The organism is Dongia sp. agr-C8 (assembly GCF_054658695.1).
The window spans coordinates 459,501-475,302 of sequence record NZ_BAAGHZ010000002.1 but is presented as its reverse complement, the minus strand read 5'-3'; the positions used below and the strand labels follow the sequence as shown (position 1 = coordinate 475,302).

Below are 15,802 nucleotides of genomic sequence, written 5' to 3'. Positions count from 1 at the left end.
AATTGAAGACGGCTTCAGCGCATCAAGATTAACAAAGGATGAATATGTCACTCTCTCTGTTCGGCGGACGGGATGCCGCCGCCAAGCTCGCCGCGCTCGAAAAGTCCCAGGCGGTGATCGAATTCAAGCCGGATGGCACCATCATCAGGGCCAATGCGAATTTCCTGGACGCGATGGGTTACGCGCTCGACGAGATCGTCGGCCGTCACCACAGCATGTTCGTGGACGCCGCATATCAGAAGAGCGAGGCGTATCGCGCGTTCTGGGCAAGCCTGGCTCAGGGCGAGTTCCAGCGCGCGCAGTTCAAGCGGATCGGCAAGGGCGGCAAGGAGGTCTGGATCGAGGCCTCGTACAATCCGCTGCAGGATTCGCGCGGCAGGGTCTACAAGGTGGTGAAGTATGCCACCGATGTTTCGCAGCAGAAGGCGGAGTATGCGGATCTGCGCGGCAAGGTCGATGCGATCAGTCGCTCCCAGGCGGTGATCGAGTTCGATCTCGACGGCACCATCATTACCGCCAACGACAATTTCCTGCAGACGCTCGGCTACACCCTGGCGGAAATCCAGGGCAAGCATCACAGCCTGTTCGTCGAAGCGGGCTACAAGGACAGCGCCGAGTATCGGGAGTTCTGGGCCAGCCTCAACCGTGGCGAATACCAGGCGGCGCAGTACAAGCGGATCGGCAAGGGCGGCAGGGAGGTCTGGATCGAGGCTTCCTACAATCCGATCATGGATCTCAACGGCCGTCCATGGAAAGTCGTGAAGTTCGCGACCGATCTGACCAAGCGCAAGGAGCAGAACCGCGCCCTCGCCAGCGATTTCGAGAACGGTGTGAAGGCTCTGGTCCAGGAAGTCTCGTCTTCGGCCAAGGGCATGGAAGGCACCGCGCAATCGCTGGCCGCGGCCGCGGAGCAGACCAACCAGCAGTCCAGCACCGTCTCCTCGGCGACGGAGGAGCTCGCGGCCTCGGTGAACGAGATCTCGCGTCAGATCGCGGAATCGACCCGGGTGGTCGGGGTCGCGGTCAACAAGGCGAAGAAGTCGGAGCAGATGGTGAGCGACCTGGTCAGCGCGGCGCAGAAGATCGGCGAGGTGACGCAGATCATCAACGACATCGCCAGCCAGACCAATCTCCTGGCCTTGAACGCCACGATCGAGGCGGCGCGCGCCGGCGAGGCGGGCAAGGGCTTCGCGGTGGTCGCTTCGGAGGTGAAGAGCCTGGCCAACCAGACCGCCAAGGCGACCGAGGAGATCGCCCAGCAGATCAAGGGGATCCAGGATTCCAGCCAGACCACGGCCACGGCGATCCGCGAGATCGGCCAGATCATCTCGCAGGTGAGCGAGATCTCGACCTCGATCTCCGGTGCCGTGGAGGAGCAGTCGGCCGCCACCAAGGAGGTCTCGTCGAACATCAACGGCGTCAGCCAGGCGGCGCAGGAGACCGGTCACTCCTCCTCGACCGTGCTCAACGTCGCGCAGTCGCTGTCGCAGCAGGCCGGCCAGCTCGAGATCCGGGTCGATGACTTCCTGAAGAGCGTCCGCGCGATGTAGCAAAGCATCTCGACCGTGCCGCAAAGCCCATGCATTCTGGCCGCGGAGCAGCGGAGTCCGGGACTCCCCGGCTCCGCGGGAGGGGCGGGGCTTGCAACTGCAATCTTGGCGGCGACTTGAAGATCGGGTGTTCACCGCGCGCCGCGTCGCGATCTACGCCGCGGTGCTGCTGTTCGGCTATGCCGTCTTCATGGCCAAGGGCTACACGAATCAGCTCTGGCTGACCGATGCGGACGGGACCGGAAAGGCGACCGACTTCCTGCCGACCTGGGCGGCCGCCCGGCTGGCGGTCGCCGGGCAGGCTGCCGCGGCCTACGATCTCGCCGCTCTCACGCGAGAGCAGTTGGCCGGCGTCGGCCAGTATGGCGGCGGCTACAGTTGGGCCTATCCCCCGACCTACTTCCTGCTGATTGCGCCGCTCGGGCTGTTCTCCTATGCAGCGGCGACGCTCATCTGGCTGTTCGGCACGCTCAGCGCCTATCTGGTCGCGGTCCATGCGATCCTGCCCCGCAAGGCGACCGTCTTCGCGGCTTTGGTCTCGCCCTTTGTGCTCTGGAACTTCTTTGCCGGGCAGAACGCGTTTCTCACTGCGGCCCTGATCGCCGGGACCTTGGTTCTGCTGGATCGCAGGCCGATCGTCGCCGGCATCCTGCTCGGGCTTCTCACCTGCAAGCCGCAGCTTGGAATCCTGTTTCCGCTCATCCTCATTCTGACCGGCCGATGGCGCGTCTTCACGGCGGCGGCGGCGACCACGGTCCTGCTCGGCGCGTTATCGGTGCTGTTCTTCGGGCTGGAAGCCTGGACCGCCTTCTTTGCGGCCTTGCACGAGCAGGGAGGGGTCGTGCTCGGCGGTGAAGTCGCCTTCTCCAAGCAGCAAAGCGTGCATGCGCTGGTCCGGTTGCTGGGTGGGGGCGATGCGCTGGCCGCGATCCTGCACATCGCCGTTGCCGCCGCGGCCGCGGGTTTCAGCGCCTGGCTCTGGCTGCGGCCGGTGGATTTCCGCCTGAAGGCGGCCAGCCTGGTGGCGGCGGCCTTGATCGCGACGCCCTATCTCTTCAGCTATGACCTGCCGATCCTCACCGTGGCGCTGATCTTCCTGGCCAGTCTCGGCATCGCGTCCAACGGCGGCGAGGGCGGTTTCATTCCCGGCGAGCGCACGTTGATCGCGGTGCTGACGCCGCTGCTGCTGCTGCTGCCTGGCAAGCCGGTCGGCGTGCCCCTGCTGGCGCTGCTGATTCTGCTGATCGTGCTCAGGCTGCGGATGAAGCCGGCCGGTCGCGGCCCGAGTATCTAATCCGGCATCTCCGGGTCGCGCTGCACCGGGGTCGGCGCGTCGGCGAAGTCGTTCTTCTCGGGCAGCGGCGCCGGCTTCAAGCCCATGCGGCGGCAGATGCCGAGCGTCAGGTCGGCGCGGTTCAGCGTGTAGAAGTGGAAGTCGGTGACGCCCTCGGCCTGCAGCGCGCGGCACTGTTCGGTCGCCACCATGGCTGCCATCAGCTTGCGCGTGTCCTGGTCGTCGTCGAGGTCTTCGAACAGCTCCTTGAGCCAGTCCGGCACCGAGGTGCCGCACATGGCGCTGAACTTCACCACCTGGGCGAAATTGGTGACCGGCAGGATGCCGGGCACGATCGGCGCGCTGATCCCGGCACGGCGCGCGCGCTCCAGGAACTTCAGGAAGGCCGTGCTGTCGAAGAAATACTGCGTGATCGCCCGCGTCGCGCCGGCATCCAGCTTGCGCTTGAGGTTGTCGAGATCCGCGGCGGCGGACTGAGCCTGCGGATGCATCTCCGGATAGGCGGCGACGCTGACCTCGAAATCGGCGACAGACTTGATAAAGGTAACGAGATCCGCGGCGTAGGCCAGGCCGTCCGGCGGCGTCGCCGCCCCGCCTGCCGGCAGATCGCCGCGCAGCGCGATGATGTGCCGGACGCCGGCTTCCCAATAGCGCTCCAGCAGTTGCGCAATGTCCTTGCGGCCATGGCCGACGCAGGTGAGGTGGGCGGCGGGGCGCAGGTGGGTGTGGTCGACGATGCGGCGGACGGTCTCGAAGGTCGCGTCGCGGGTTGAGCCGCCGGCGCCGTAGGTCACCGAGACATATTGCGGCAGCAAGGGCTCCAGCGCCTTGATGGTCTGCCACAGCTGGGTCTCCATCTGCGGGTTCTTCGGCGGGAAGAACTCGAAGCTCACCCGGGGCGGCGCCTCGACCTTGCGGGAAGAGCTGTGCGCATCCAGGCGGCGCAGCTGTCGCTCATGCAGAAAATTCACCCTGGCCTCGTCTGCTCTTGGCGCGGAATCGACGAAAATAGTCGGTTTCAGGCTAACCGGCGGAGGTTAACACGCGAGCCCGAGGCTATCCAGCGCGGATTGCGGTTTGCAGGGCAGCGAGCTCACCGGCTGGATCAACGCGGTTCCAGAGATCTGGTTCGGGGGCGATGAAATCCGCCCCGTCGCGCGCCAGCGCCGCCGCGGCGGCGGGCTCAGGCCGGCCGAAAGCGATGCAGGGGACGGTCATCATCTCGCCCCACCAGGCCAGGGTCTCGGCGGCGCCCGGCGCGGCGATATCGAAGCCGACATAATCGGCGCCGGCTTCGGCGAGCTCCATGGCCAGATGGCGCTCGGGCGGACAGGCGACGCCGACGATCGCGTCGTCGGCGAGCGCCTTGCGCGCCTCGCGATAGGCCCGCATCGCATCTCCGGACGGGATGGTGCGGAGATCGAGATGAACGCCGTCGGCGCCGAGTGCCTTCGCCAGCGCCGCGCGGCCGGCGAGGAGTGCGGCGACGTCGCGCGCCTGGGCGGCGCGGATCAGCGGTTCGGCGACGGGTCGGACAGCCTGGTCATCCGCCCCGGACGGTGTTGCGATGATCAGACAGGCAACATCCGCGACATCGAGCGCGCGCTCGAACTGCTGCAGAAAGTCGCGCAAGAGAATGCCGCCCGAAACCAGTTCGGGCGGCGTGGTCAGGGTGAGTCGGCAGGGTTCGCGGTCGACGATGACCGTTACTCCTTGCCCTGGTAGATCTTGATCAGCGTGTCCAGCATCTTCAGCGCTTCCTCGCGCGGGCGCTGGAAGGTGTTGCGGCCGATGATCGAGCCGTTGCCGCCGCCGTCACGGATGCCGCGGGCCTCGTCGTAGATTCCGTTCAGGTCCTTCGCGGCGCCGCCCGAGAAGACGACGATGCGGCGGCCGTTGAAGCAGGCCTGCACCACGTGCCGGATGCGCTCGGCGAGGCTGCCGATCGCGATCTTTTCCTTCTCGTAGACCTTCTTCGCCTCGGCCTGCTCCAGGTGGCCCGTCGGCGGCTTCACCTTGATGATATGCGCGCCGAGCAGCGCCGCCATATGCGCGGCATAGGCGCAGATATCCATGCCGGTCTCGCCGTCCTTGGAGAGCGCGTCGCCGCGCGGATAGGACCAGACCACGACGGCGAGGCCTGCCGCCTTCGCCTCTTCGGCGAGTTCGCGGATCTCTTCCATCATCTCGAAAGCGTAGTCCGAGCCCGGATAGATAGTGAAGCCGATCGCCGCGCAGCCGAGGCGCAGCGCGTCGTTGACCGTGCCGGTGACGGCCTGGTCCTTGGCCTTGGCGAGACTGTTCGAGCTGTTGACCTTGAGGATGGTCGGGATCGCCCCGGCAAAGGTATCCGCGCCGGCCTCGATCATGCCGAGCGGCGCCGCGTAGGCGGAGAGCCCGGCATCGACCGCGAGCTGGAAATGATAGTGCGGGTCATAGGCATCCGGATTCGGCGCGAAGCTCCGGGCCGGGCCATGCTCGAAGCCCTGGTCCACCGGCAGGATCAGCAGCTTGCCGGTGCCGCCCAGGCGGCCCTCCATCAGGATGCGGGCGAGGTTCGCCTTCGTCCCCGGATTGTCGCTCTCATAGTTCGAGAGGATTTCCTTCACCTTGCGCGAGATCTTCATGCGGATGGTCCTGCTGGTTAACGAAGAAATGGCTGTATTCGGGCGCCCGCCGCCTTCTAGCCCAGAACCGGGGATTTGTTCAATCGGACGGATCTACGCAGGGTGTGATTCAAATTTGACGCCCAGGGTCCCCGCGATATCCGCGAGCCTATCCGCCGTTCTGGGGTCGCCGCGAAAGACGATGCTCTTCAGGCCGAAGCGCATGGCGTCATGGGCGAGGTCGGCGCGGTCGCCGCAATCAACGGCGATGACCGGCCTGAGTTCCGGGTATTCCGCCGCCAGGGCTTCCGAGAGTTCTACATAGAACAGGACGCCGTACTGGATCGCGGCGTCCGGCGGCGAGGCGAGGGCGATAGCCTCGGCCGCTTCCCGCGCCGCAGCGAGTGCGGCGCGGGCTTCGGCGAGATTGCGGACGGTGACGGTCTTCAGCCGAGCTTGCTCATCGCGACGGCGGTGTCCGCCATGCGGTTGGAGAAGCCCCATTCGTTGTCGTACCAGGAGAGCACGCGCACGAAGACGCCGTCGATCACCTGGGTCTGCGGCAGGTCGAAGGTCGAGCTCGCCGGGTTGTGGTTGAAGTCCATCGAGACCAGCGGCTCGCTGTTGGTGGCGAGGATGCCCTTCAGCGGGCCGTTCGCCGCCGCCTTGATCGCCTCGTTGACCGCTTCCTTGCTGGTCGGCTTGGCGGTGGTGAACTTGAAATCGACCACCGAGACGTTCGGCGTCGGCACCCGGATCGAGGTGCCGTCGAGCTTGCCTTTGAGCTCCGGGATCACCAGGCCGACCGCCTTGGCCGCACCGGTGGTGGTCGGGATCATGTTGAGCGCGGCGGCGCGGGCGCGGTGCAGGTCCTTGTGCAGCGTGTCCAGCGTCGGCTGGTCGCCGGTATAGGAGTGGATGGTCGTCATGTAGCCGCGCTCGATGCCGATCGCCTGGTGCAGCACATGCGCCACCGGCGCCAGGCAGTTGGTGGTGCAGGAGGCGTTCGAGACGATGGTATGCGCCTTGTCGAGCTTCTGGTGGTTGACGCCATAGACCACGGTGAGATCCGCGTCGGCCGACGGCGCCGAGATCAGCACGCGCTTGGCACCCGCCGTGAGATGCGCCGAGGCCTTGGCCTTGTCGGTGAAGATGCCGGTGCATTCGAAGGCGATGTCGACGCCAAGCTCCTTCCACGGCAGCTTCGCCGGGTCGCGCTCGGCGGTGATCTTGATGAAGCCGCCGCCGACATCCATGCCGTCGTCCTTCACCTTCACCTCGTGCACGCGATAGGCGCCATGGACCGTGTCGTGCTTGAAGAGGTGCGCGTTGGTCGGGACCGGGCCGAGGTCGTTGATGCCGACGACCTCGATATCCTTGCGGCCGGATTCCATGATGGCGCGGAGCACCAGGCGACCGATGCGCCCGAAGCCGTTGATGGCGACACGAACAGCCATTTCTCTATCCTTCTTCTGGGAGTCGTTGATTCAAGGTCTTGCCGGACCGGCTCGCCGCGGGGAAGCGGCCGGACCGGTCCGGTGAAACTCACCCATTAAACTGCAATGCCACCCCCGCGGGATCAAGCCCGCGCATGGCTGCCATCCGTTACAGTCGCGCTTTCACGGCCTCGGCCACGGCGGCGGGGGTGATGTTGAAATGCTTGTAAACGTCCGGGCCGGGGGCCGAGGCGCCGAAGCCATGCAGGCCGACGAAGCCGCCACCCTTCGGTCCGATCGGGCCCACATAGCGCTCCCAGCCGAACGGCCCAGCCGCTTCCACCGCGACCCGGACGCCGGAGCCCAGCACCTCGTTGCGATAGGCCTCGGACTGCTGGTCGAACAGCTCCCAGCAAGGCAGCGAAGCCACCGCGGTGCCGATGCCTTCCTTCTCCAGCATGGCCTGGGCCTCGACAGCGATAGCGACCTCGGAGCCGGTCGCCAGGATGGTGGCTTTCCGTTCCCCGTGGGCGGGGCGGATGACGTAGCCGCCCCGGGCGCAGTGGTTGGCGACCGCCGCATCGGCGCGGAGATGCGGCACCGCCTGGCGGGTCAGTGCCAGGATCGAGGGCTGGGATTTTGCGCTCAGGGCCAGCGCCCAGCATTCCGCCGTCTCCATGCTGTCGCAGGGGCGGAATACCAGCATGTTCGGGATGGCGCGCAGGCTGGCCAGATGCTCGACCGGCTGGTGGGTCGGCCCGTCCTCGCCCTGGCCGATGGAATCATGGGTCATCACATAGACGACCCGCTGGTTCATCAGCGCCGAGAGCCGGATCGACGGCCGCGCATAATCGGTGAAGCAGAGGAAGGTGCCGCCGAACGGAATGAAGCCGCCATGCAGCGCGATGCCGTTCATCGCTGCCGCCATGCCGTGCTCGCGCACGCCGTAATAGATATAGCCGCCGGCATAGTCGCCCGGCTTCACCGGATTGGCGGCCTTGGCCTTGGTCAGGTTGGAGCCGGTGAGATCGGCCGATCCGCCGATCAGCTCGGGCACGGCGGCGCTCAGGGCATCGATCACCCGCTGCGACGACTGCCGGGTGGCAAGCTTCGGCGCTTCCTTGGCGAAGGCGTTCTTGATGTCGTTGATCGCGGCGGCGAAGCCTTCCGGCAGCTCGCCCTTCTGGGTGCGGTCGAACTCGGCGCGGTTGGCGGCGCCGCCGTGGCGCTTGCTCCAATCGGCGAACGCGCCCTGGCCTCGCTCGCCGATCTTGCGCCAGGCGCCGAGGATGTCGAGCGGCACCTCGAACGGCGGATACTTCCAGCCGAGCTGCTCGCGGGCCCCGGCGATCTCTTCCTTGCCGAGGGGGGAGCCGTGGGTCGCCGCGGTGCCCTGCTTCTTCGGCGCGCCGAAACCGATGATGGTGCGGCAGGCGATCATGCTCGGCTTGTCGGATTTCTTCGCCGCGGCGATGGCGTCGGCAATCGCCTTCGGATCATGGCCATCGACCCGGGTCGCGTTCCAGCCCGAGGCCTGGAAGCGCGCCACCTGGTCGTCGGAGACCGTGAGATCGGTCGAGCCGTCGATCGAGATGTGGTTGTCGTCGAACAGCAGGATCAGCTTGTTGAGCTTCAGGTGCCCGGCGAGCGAGATCGCCTCGTGGCTGATGCCTTCCATCAGGCAGCCGTCGCCGGCGATGCAATAGGTGTAGTGATCGACCAGCGCGTCGCCGTAGCGCGCGTTCAGCATGCGCTCGGCCAGCGCCATGCCGACCGCGTTGCCGACGCCCTGGCCCAGCGGACCGGTGGTGGTCTCGACGCCCTGGGTATGGCCGTGCTCGGGATGGCCCGGTGTCTTGCTGTCGATCTGGCGGAAGCGCTGGATCTCATCGATGGTCATCTGTGGATAACCGGTGAGATAGAGCAGCGCGTAGATCAGCATCGAGCCATGGCCGGCGGAAAGCACGAAGCGGTCGCGATCCGGCCATTCGGGATGTTGCGGATCAAATTTCAGAAATTGCGAGAACAAAACGGTGGCGACATCGGCCATGCCCATCGGCATGCCGGGATGTCCGCTGTTGGCTTTCTCCACCGCGTCCATCGCCAGCGCGCGGATCGCGTTGGCCATGTCCTTGTGGTTAATCGCAATTGCCGCGCCATCGTTGGGGTTGGCCGATGTGCGGGCGGTCGCGGTTTCCATCGCATTTTCCTGAATTTGCTTGCAGGCGGCGAAGATGCCCGCTCGACCCGGCAAAATCAACCCAGCGGTTGAACCCTGTGGCTGACGTGAGCTGGCGCACATCATGCAACCCGATGCCGTGTTGACGCGTTCGTGGATCACCGGTTTAATCTCTGAAATCAACGTAGAAGAACGCGGTCCTCATGGGGGACCTCAGACAGAGGCAACGATCCTTTCTATGTCCCGCTTGGAAACGGCGATGAATCGCCTGGATGCCGCCATGGCCCGGCTTGATGCCGCCGTCAGCATGAGCGCCGAGCGTGGCGATCGCGGCCGCGACTCCATGGAACAGGAATTGGCAGCGCTTCGCCGCACGCATGCCTTGCTGCAGGAGGAGGCGCGGGTCGTTTCCGATCGTCTCGACCACGCGGTCGGTCGTTTGCAGCATGTGGTGGCGGGAAGTCTCTGATCGGATGCCGCTAGGATTCGCCGCTAGGATTTTCGGGGGACACTGAGATGCCGACGGTGACCATCGCCCTCAACGGACGAAACTACGATCTCGCGGTCGGCGAAGGCGAAGAGCCGCGCGTGCAGGAACTCGCCGGCGAGATCCGCCGCCGCATGGAGAACCTGACGCGCAACGCCGGCACCTTGAGCGAAGGCATGGCCTTCGTCATGACGGCGCTGACCCTGGCCGACGAGCTCGACCAGAAGAAGCGCGAAGCCCTGAAGCTGAAGGACGAAGGCCGCGAGGCTTCGCTGAAGCGGGAAGTGGCTCTGGCCGACACCATCGAGGCCCTGGCCGCCCGGGTCGAAACCCTTGCCGCCCGGGTCGAAGCAGCCTAAGTAAGCGGTGGGCGGTCGCTCTTAGGTGCGACAGGCCGGGTAATCCCTGAGGCCAATTCTAAACCTCTCGGGAGCTGTCCCTACCGAGACCGTGGTTTCGGCACATGGCGCCCACCTGCTTTAGCAGGCCACAGAGGATTCATACGAGCCACCGGCCCATGGGGCGCCGCCCACTCGTTCCGTCCGGAGTGTCTAGGGAGAGGATGGAAACCCCCGAAATCGCCGACTGGAAACAGCGCGAGCGCCGTGCCGCGGCGGAACGTCGCGCGGCGGCCTCTGCGGCGCACCCGAATGCCGGAGAGGATCTCGCACGCCACTTCCAGGATTCCGTGCATCTGCCGCGGGGTGCTGTGGTCTCGGGCTACTGGCCGCTGGCGGGCGAGCTGGATATCCGCCCGCTCCTGCACCAGATCCATGACCGGGGCCATCCGATCGGCCTGCCGGTGGTTAAAGGCAAGGGCCAGCCGCTGCTGTTCCGGCGCTGGCAGCCGGGCATGGCGCTGGTCCAGGGCAGCTTCAAGGTGCTGACCCCGCCGGAAGGCGCGCCGGAAATCGAGCCCGATGTGCTGCTCGTCCCGTTGCTGGCCTTCGACCGGGCGGGCTACCGGCTGGGCTATGGCGGCGGCTTCTATGACCGGACCCTGGAAAAGCGCCGGCACGAGGCGCATTCTGGCCATCCGATTGTGGCCATCGGCACGGCCTTCGCGGCCCAGGAGACCGAGAACCTGCCGCGCGGGCCGTTTGACCAGCCGCTGGATTGGATTGTGACCGAGGCTTCGGCCCGGAAGTTTTGCTGAGAAAGTAGAGTTATGCGCATTCTGTTTTGCGGCGATTTGGTGGGGCGTTCGGGACGCGATGTGGTGATCGAGCGCCTGCCGGCCCTGCGCCGCGACCTCGGCCTCGATCTGGTGGTGGTCAACGGCGAGAACGCCGCCGGCGGCTTCGGCATCTCGCAGAAGATCTGCGACGAGCTCTACAAGGCCGGCGCCGATTGCATCACCACCGGCAACCATGTCTGGGACCAGAAGGAGACCATCTCTTTCATCGGTTCCGACCCGCGGTTGCTGCGCCCGGTCAACTTCCCGGCCGGCACCCCCGGCAAGGGCAGCGGCATCTACCAGACCGCGCGCGGCAAGAAGGTGCTGGTCGCCAATGTCATGGGCCGGCTGTTCATGGACCCGCTCGACGATCCCTTCAGCGCGGTCGACCAGCTGCTGAAGGCGCACCGCCTCCCAAGTCCACAAGGGGGCGGCAACGTCGATGCCATCCTGATCGACTTCCACGGCGAGGCGACGTCCGAGAAGATGGCCATGGGGCATTTCTGCGACGGCCGGGCCAGCCTGGTGGTCGGGACCCACACCCATGTCCCGACTGCCGATCACATGATCCTGGCCAAGGGCACGGCCTATCAGACCGATGCCGGCATGTGCGGCGACTATGACTCGGTGATCGGCATGGAGAAGTCGATCCCGGTTGCCCGCTTCACCAAGAAGATGCCAACTGAGCGCTTGTCGGCGGCGATGGGCCCGGGCACGCTCTGCGGCACCTTCGTCGAAACCGACGACGCGACGGGATTGGCGAAGCGCGTCGAGCCGGTGCGCTTGGGCGGCAAGCTCTCGCAGATGCTGCCCAAGGTGACTTCAGTCGACGCCTAGACCGAAGTCATCCCGCGACTAGGTCGCGGGATCAACGCCTTGGAAGCCGCACGATGCAAAGGCGTGGATGCCGGGACCAAGTCCCGGCATACGGAGCCTGAAATGTCTATCGAGAATGGGTGAGACGCGGACGCGGCGACTTACGCCGCGTGGCGACCGTTGGCGATCGCGAGGAAGCGATCGATCTCGCTCTGCATGACGGTGGCGCGTTCGAGGATCTGATGCGCGACCTTGTCGGCATCCTTCGGCGCGCTCTGGGTGCCCGAGGCGGCGACGGCCATCGCGGCGTTGATGCCGTCGATCGCGGTCTGGCGCACCACGCCCGAAACCATGTCGGCCATGCGCTGGATCTCGGCGCGCAACTGCGCCGTCTCGGCGTTTTCCGGCAGAACAATCGGGTTCGCTTGGGCCATGGTCGTCATCCCAGATTTGGGAGCGTTGAGCCGCTCCATGGGGAGGATACTCCTCCGGAAACCGTAAAGGATCGGTAAATCCTAAACCCTTCGCCCGCCGAAAACCCCCGAAATGCAACGTTTTCGAGGCTGGTCGACGCGGGGACTTATGTTAGAAGGCGTCAAATTGCTGCCATATTTGCGGCCCAGCCTCCAGCCTCCGCGCGGGGCGGCGAAATCCCCTAGATATGGTAGGATTTTTGTGAGACAGGTCAATTTCTAGGGTGTTCGAGGCCGACCATGGCTGGTCATTCACAGTTCAAAAACATCATGTACCGGAAGGGCGCGCAGGATGCGAAGCGCGCCAAGGTCTTTACCAAGATCATCCGGGAGTTAACGGTTGCGGCCAAGACCGGCCAGGCCGACCCCAATGCCAACCCGCGCCTGCGCGCGGCGATCACGGCGGCGCGCCAGGCCAACATGCCGCGCGACACCATGGAGCGCGCGATCAAGCGCGGCGCCGGCGGCGAGGACAGCAACAATTACGACGAGGTCCGCTACGAGGGCTACGGCCCGGGCGGCATCGCCGTCATCATCGAGGCGCTGACAGACAACCGCAACCGCACCGCTTCGGAAGTCCGTACGCTCTTCGCCAAGGCCGGCGGCAATCTCGGCGAGACCAACTCCGTGAGCTTCATGTTCGAGCGCAAGGGCGTGATCGTTTACCCCGCGACGGCGGCCTCGGCGGACGCGATGTTCGAAGCCGGGCTCGACGCCGGCGCCGACAATGTCGAGAGCGACGCGACCACGCATGAAGTGACCTGCGCGGTCGACGACTTCTCCACCGTGCGCGATGCGCTGGAGAAGAAGTTCGGCGAAGCGCAGGAAGCCAAGCTGCAATGGCGCCCGCTCAACACCACCCTGGTGGATGACGACACCGCGGAGTCGCTCATGAAGCTGATCGACGCTCTGGAAGACAATGACGACGTCCAGAACGTCTATGCCAATTACGAAGTCTCCGAAGAGACGCTGCAGCGTCTCTCGGCGTAACCCGGACCTCGATAACCCAAGGGACAGCCCGAAAGGGATGCGCATCATCGGCCTTGATCCCGGCCTGCAGCATACCGGCTGGGGCATCATCGACCAGGACGGGTCGCGGCTCTCCTTCGTCGCGGCGGGGCGGATTTCGTCCGTCGCCAGCCAGCCCCTGGCCGAGCGCCTGGTCGAGATCCACACCGGCCTGGTGGCGGTGCTCGACGCGCATCAGCCGGACACCGCCGCGGTCGAGGAGACCTTCGTCAACAAGAACCCGACCTCGACCCTGAAGCTGGGCGTCGCGCGCGGCGTGGCGCTGCTGACGCCGGCCCTGCACAAGCTCAAGGTCTACGAATACCCGGCCAACCTGATCAAGAAGTCGGTGGTCGGCGCCGGCCACGCCGGCAAGGAGCAGGTGCAGATGATGGTGCGCGTGCTGCTCCCCGCCTCGCAGGCGGAGAGCCCGGACGCGGCCGACGCGCTCGCCGTCGCCATCTGCCACGCCCATCACATGGGCACGCTCGATCGCTGGGGTGCGAAGGATTTCCGCGAGGCCTTGCGGTGATCGGCAAGCTGACCGGCGTCATCGACAGTCTCAACGAGGACGGTCTGCTGCTCGACGTCAACGGCGTCGGCTATGTCGTGCATGCCAGCTCCAAGACGATCGGCCGGCTCGGCGTTGCGGGCGCGAATGCGAGCATCCTGATCGAGACCCAGGTGCGCGAGGACGCGATCACCTTGTTCGGCTTCGCGGATCACGCCGAGCGCGACTGGTTCCGCCTGCTCCGCAGCGTGCAGGGCGTCGGCGGCAAGGTTGCCCTGGCGATCCTCTCCACCCTGACGCCGAGCGATCTCGTGCACGCGGTCGCATCGCAGGACAAGGCCTCGGTCTCGCGCGCCAACGGCGTCGGCCCGAAGCTGGCGCAGCGCATCGTCAGCGAGCTGAAGGACAAGGCCGCGGGGCTGGAACTCGGCGCCGCCGCGAATGTGGTGGCGTTGCCCGCCGGCAAAGCGAGCGAGGGCGGCGACGTCATCAACGACGCGGTCTCCGCCTTGGTCAATCTCGGCTACCGCCGCGCCGAAGCCTACGGTGCGGTCTCCAAGGCGCTGGCTTCGAAGGAAGCGCGCCCGGAACTCAATGACCTGATCGTCCACGGCCTGCGGGAGCTCTCGCAGTGACCGAGAATCGGATGGTCGCCCCCGAGCAGAGGCCCGAGGATTCGCCGGAACTCTCGCTGCGCCCGCTGCAACTCACCGAGTTCATCGGCCAGCAGAAGCTGCGCGAGAATCTCGCCGTGTTCATCCAGGCCGCGCGCCATCGCGGCGAGGCACTCGATCATGCGCTGTTCTACGGTCCGCCGGGTCTCGGCAAGACCACGCTGGCGCAGATCGTCGCGCGCGAGCTCGGCGTCGGCTTCCGCGCGACCTCCGGCCCGGTCATTGCGCGGGCGGGCGATCTCGCGGCGCTGCTCACCAATTTGCAGCCGCGCGACGTGCTGTTCATCGACGAGATTCACCGCTTGTCCCCGGCGGTCGAGGAGATCCTCTATCCGGCGATGGAGGATTTCCAGCTCGACCTCATCATCGGCGAGGGCCCGGCGGCGCGCTCGGTCCGGATCGACCTCCCGAAATTCACCCTGGTCGGCGCCACCACGCGCCTCGGCCTCATCACCACGCCGCTCCGTGAACGCTTCGGCATCCCGCTGCGACTCAATTTCTACAATGCGATGGAATTGGAAGAGATCGTGCGGCGCGGGGCCAAGCTGCTGAACTTCGACCTGACCTCGGAGGGTGCCGGCGAGATCGCGCGGCGCTCGCGCGGCACGCCGCGCGTCGCCGGCCGCCTGCTGCGTCGGGTGCGCGACTTCGCGGCCGTGGCAAAGAATGGCCGCGTCGATGCCAAGCTCGCCGACGAGGCGCTGAACCGCCTCGAGGTCGACAAGCTCGGGCTCGACGCGATGGACCGCCGCTATCTGAAGGCGATCGCCGACGACTACAATGGCGGTCCGGTCGGCGTGGAAACCCTGGCCGCGGCGCTCTCGGAGCAGCGCGACACCATCGAAGACGCGATCGAGCCCTTCCTGATCCAGCAGGGCCTGCTGCAGCGCTCGCCGCGCGGCCGCCTGCTCACGCTCAACGGCTACCGCCACCTCGGCCTGACGCCGTCGAAGGCGACCGAGGCGCAGCTCGAGCTGCTGGCCGCCTCGAGCAGCGAGGACGGCGACGCATGAGCCAGAGAGAGCGGGCACCCGCAAGCAAGAACTCCGCCCCGACGCACCTCCATCCGATCCGCGTCTATTTCGAGGATACCGATGCGGGCGGGATGGTCTATTACGCCAACTACCTGAAATTCGCCGAACGCGCCCGGACCGAGATGCTGCGCGCGGCAGGCATCAACCACGCGGCCATGGTGGCCGAGGACGGGCTGATGCTGGTGGTGCGGCGCTGCACGGCCGAGTATCACCGCTCGGCGCGGCTGGACGATGAACTTGCAGTCGAGACCCGGGTTACCGGGTTGGCCGGGGCATCAATTCTGCTTGATCAGGTCGTCCGTCGCGGGAGCGAGGTCCTGGTCGAGATCACTGTCACGATTGCCTGCGTGACGAAGGAAGGGCGAGCGACCCGCCTGCCGGAACGGCTGCGTCAAGCGGTCGGCCGACCGGTCGGGTGAGGGTCGATCGCCATAAACTGACCATAATGTTGCGCAAGTTAAAGAAAAAGCGAGACCAGAGATGAACGAAGACACACCACCATCAGCCGTCCCGGTGGCGCCGGTCGAAGGCGGGGCGCTGGACCCCGCCGCCGCCGC

Annotated in this window: 18 protein-coding genes and 1 other RNA gene; 12 read left to right on the top strand and 7 right to left on the bottom strand. The window is 66.1% G+C overall.

Annotated features, from left to right (window positions below):
• Positions 1-44 precede the first annotated feature (44 nt).
• Positions 45-1,550 (top strand): methyl-accepting chemotaxis protein, encoded by a 1,506-nt coding sequence (locus ACYQ4T_RS09755; RefSeq protein ID WP_459853119.1) that lies wholly within the window; start codon positions 45-47, stop codon positions 1,548-1,550.
• 91 nt (positions 1,551-1,641) lie between these two features.
• Entirely contained in the window at positions 1,642-2,844 is a 1,203-nt protein-coding gene (locus ACYQ4T_RS09750) for a glycosyltransferase family 87 protein (RefSeq protein WP_459853116.1), read from the top strand.
• Here ACYQ4T_RS09750 and metF read toward each other — a convergent pair.
• From metF to tkt, 6 genes are all read right to left on the bottom strand, one after another.
• Positions 2,841-3,806: a methylenetetrahydrofolate reductase [NAD(P)H] gene (metF, locus tag ACYQ4T_RS09745; RefSeq protein ID WP_459855172.1), complete on the bottom strand. Its 966-nt coding sequence runs from the start codon at positions 3,804-3,806 to the stop codon at positions 2,841-2,843. The genes ACYQ4T_RS09750 and metF overlap by 4 nt on opposite strands.
• A gap of 94 nt (positions 3,807-3,900) precedes the next feature.
• Complete coding sequence (locus ACYQ4T_RS09740) at positions 3,901-4,476, bottom strand: thiamine phosphate synthase (RefSeq protein ID WP_459853113.1); 576 nt, start codon at positions 4,474-4,476, stop codon at positions 3,901-3,903.
• A 74-nt stretch (positions 4,477-4,550) separates the two neighbouring features.
• Positions 4,551-5,471 (bottom strand): class I fructose-bisphosphate aldolase, encoded by a 921-nt coding sequence (locus tag ACYQ4T_RS09735; protein ID WP_459853110.1) that lies wholly within the window; start codon positions 5,469-5,471, stop codon positions 4,551-4,553.
• Positions 5,472-5,564: 93 nt separating this feature from the next.
• Complete coding sequence (locus ACYQ4T_RS09730; RefSeq protein ID WP_459853105.1) at positions 5,565-5,954, bottom strand: hypothetical protein; 390 nt, start codon at positions 5,952-5,954, stop codon at positions 5,565-5,567.
• On the bottom strand, positions 5,897-6,907 hold the full coding sequence (gap, locus tag ACYQ4T_RS09725; protein WP_459853103.1) for a type I glyceraldehyde-3-phosphate dehydrogenase: 1,011 nt from the start codon (positions 6,905-6,907) through the stop codon (positions 5,897-5,899). Before gap ends, ACYQ4T_RS09730 begins: the two co-directional genes overlap by 58 nt.
• A gap of 148 nt (positions 6,908-7,055) precedes the next feature.
• Entirely contained in the window at positions 7,056-9,086 is a 2,031-nt protein-coding gene (gene tkt / locus ACYQ4T_RS09720; RefSeq protein WP_459853101.1) for a transketolase, read from the bottom strand.
• A 238-nt stretch (positions 9,087-9,324) separates the two neighbouring features.
• Between tkt and ACYQ4T_RS09715 the strand changes: the two genes are divergently transcribed.
• The 5 genes from ACYQ4T_RS09715 (at position 9,325) to ACYQ4T_RS09695 (ending at position 11,566) form a co-directional block, all read left to right on the top strand.
• On the top strand, positions 9,325-9,534 hold the full coding sequence (locus ACYQ4T_RS09715) for a hypothetical protein (RefSeq protein ID WP_459853099.1): 210 nt from the start codon (positions 9,325-9,327) through the stop codon (positions 9,532-9,534).
• A gap of 47 nt (positions 9,535-9,581) precedes the next feature.
• Complete coding sequence (locus ACYQ4T_RS09710) at positions 9,582-9,911, top strand: cell division protein ZapA (protein ID WP_459853097.1); 330 nt, start codon at positions 9,582-9,584, stop codon at positions 9,909-9,911.
• 12 nt (positions 9,912-9,923) lie between these two features.
• Positions 9,924-10,082, top strand: a non-coding RNA gene (gene ssrS / locus ACYQ4T_RS09705) — 6S RNA.
• A 32-nt stretch (positions 10,083-10,114) separates the two neighbouring features.
• Positions 10,115-10,708 carry a 5-formyltetrahydrofolate cyclo-ligase gene (locus tag ACYQ4T_RS09700; protein WP_459853095.1) on the top strand — a complete coding sequence of 198 codons (594 nt, stop codon included), beginning with the start codon at positions 10,115-10,117 and terminating at the stop codon, positions 10,706-10,708.
• 12 nt (positions 10,709-10,720) lie between these two features.
• Positions 10,721-11,566 (top strand): TIGR00282 family metallophosphoesterase, encoded by an 846-nt coding sequence (locus tag ACYQ4T_RS09695; RefSeq protein WP_459853093.1) that lies wholly within the window; start codon positions 10,721-10,723, stop codon positions 11,564-11,566.
• A 140-nt stretch (positions 11,567-11,706) separates the two neighbouring features.
• Here the strand turns inward: ACYQ4T_RS09695 and ACYQ4T_RS09690 are convergent, their stop codons facing one another.
• On the bottom strand, positions 11,707-11,979 hold the full coding sequence (locus ACYQ4T_RS09690; protein WP_459853090.1) for a hypothetical protein: 273 nt from the start codon (positions 11,977-11,979) through the stop codon (positions 11,707-11,709).
• Positions 11,980-12,258: 279 nt separating this feature from the next.
• On the opposite strand from ACYQ4T_RS09690, the gene ACYQ4T_RS09685 reads away from it, so the two are divergent.
• Genes ACYQ4T_RS09685 through ybgC form a run of 5 tightly spaced genes read left to right on the top strand, consistent with a single transcriptional unit; the run spans position 12,259 to position 15,664 of the window.
• Entirely contained in the window at positions 12,259-13,008 is a 750-nt protein-coding gene (locus tag ACYQ4T_RS09685; protein ID WP_459853088.1) for a YebC/PmpR family DNA-binding transcriptional regulator, read from the top strand.
• Positions 13,009-13,045: 37 nt separating this feature from the next.
• Positions 13,046-13,558 carry a crossover junction endodeoxyribonuclease RuvC gene (gene ruvC / locus ACYQ4T_RS09680; protein ID WP_459853086.1) on the top strand — a complete coding sequence of 171 codons (513 nt, stop codon included), beginning with the start codon at positions 13,046-13,048 and terminating at the stop codon, positions 13,556-13,558.
• Positions 13,555-14,172, top strand: coding sequence for a Holliday junction branch migration protein RuvA (gene ruvA, locus ACYQ4T_RS09675; RefSeq protein ID WP_459853084.1), 618 nt, complete (start codon positions 13,555-13,557; stop codon positions 14,170-14,172). The genes ruvC and ruvA overlap by 4 nt, the downstream gene beginning before the upstream one ends.
• Positions 14,173-14,183: 11 nt before the next feature.
• Positions 14,184-15,224, top strand: a complete 1,041-nt coding sequence (gene ruvB, locus ACYQ4T_RS09670) for a Holliday junction branch migration DNA helicase RuvB (RefSeq protein WP_459855170.1) — start codon at positions 14,184-14,186, stop codon at positions 15,222-15,224.
• The gene (ybgC, locus tag ACYQ4T_RS09665) at positions 15,221-15,664 is read left to right on the top strand and encodes a tol-pal system-associated acyl-CoA thioesterase (protein WP_459853081.1); all 444 of its coding nucleotides are present in this window, start codon (positions 15,221-15,223) and stop codon (positions 15,662-15,664) included. The genes ruvB and ybgC overlap by 4 nt, the downstream gene beginning before the upstream one ends.
• Positions 15,665-15,802: the final 138 nt, after the last annotated feature.